The organism is Neobacillus sp. DZ-9 (assembly GCF_059587065.1).
In genome coordinates this window covers 1-627 of the sequence record NZ_JCAIOL010000060.1, presented here as the reverse complement: position 1 = coordinate 627, position 627 = coordinate 1, and the positions used below count along the sequence as shown (strand labels likewise).

Here is a 627-nt window from a genome sequence, read left to right as displayed (position 1 = left end):
CCTAATATGAATTTTAAAATGCAAGACAAACAAAATCAACTAATTGAAAGAATTTCCGATACACATCTAATTGTAGGTGTGGATATTGCTCAACAATTACACGTTGCTCGAGCTGTTAACTTCCGTGGAATTGTAATCGGAGATCCTCTTACATTTGAAAATAATGAAGAGGGGTTCGTAAAACTTTTAAGTTGGATTCAAAACCTACAAAAACTAAAACACTTAGATTCAACTATAGTGGGGATGGAACCTACAGGGCATTATTGGATTAACCTATCCAAATGGCTGGATAAACAAAACATTGAGGTAGTTACTGTGAATCCCCACTTAGTAAAAAGGAATAAAGAGAATCGTGACAATACTCAATCGAAGAGTGATAAAAAAGATGCCCTCGTTATAGCGGATATGGTGAAGAACGGCTATTATTCCTTTGTTCGTCCAACATCGGAATCATTTGAGAAACTTAGAGTTCTAATTTCTAACCGAGATGTAATTGTTAAACGTCTCGTAATGTCTATTAATCAAATAAATCGATGGGTGGATGTGGTTTTTCCAGAACTCAGGCAAGTGTTTAAAGATGTAACGTGCAAAGGGGCAATCGCAACCCTTCGTTTATTTCCTACACCG

Annotated in this window: 1 protein-coding gene; it reads left to right on the top strand. The window is 36.4% G+C overall.

The window, feature by feature from the left end; genetic code table 11:
* Positions 1 to 6 precede the first annotated feature (6 nt).
* The coding region (locus tag AC59HZ_RS31510) for an IS110 family transposase (RefSeq protein WP_496549601.1) at positions 7 to 627 on the top strand (621 nt) is incomplete at its 3' end.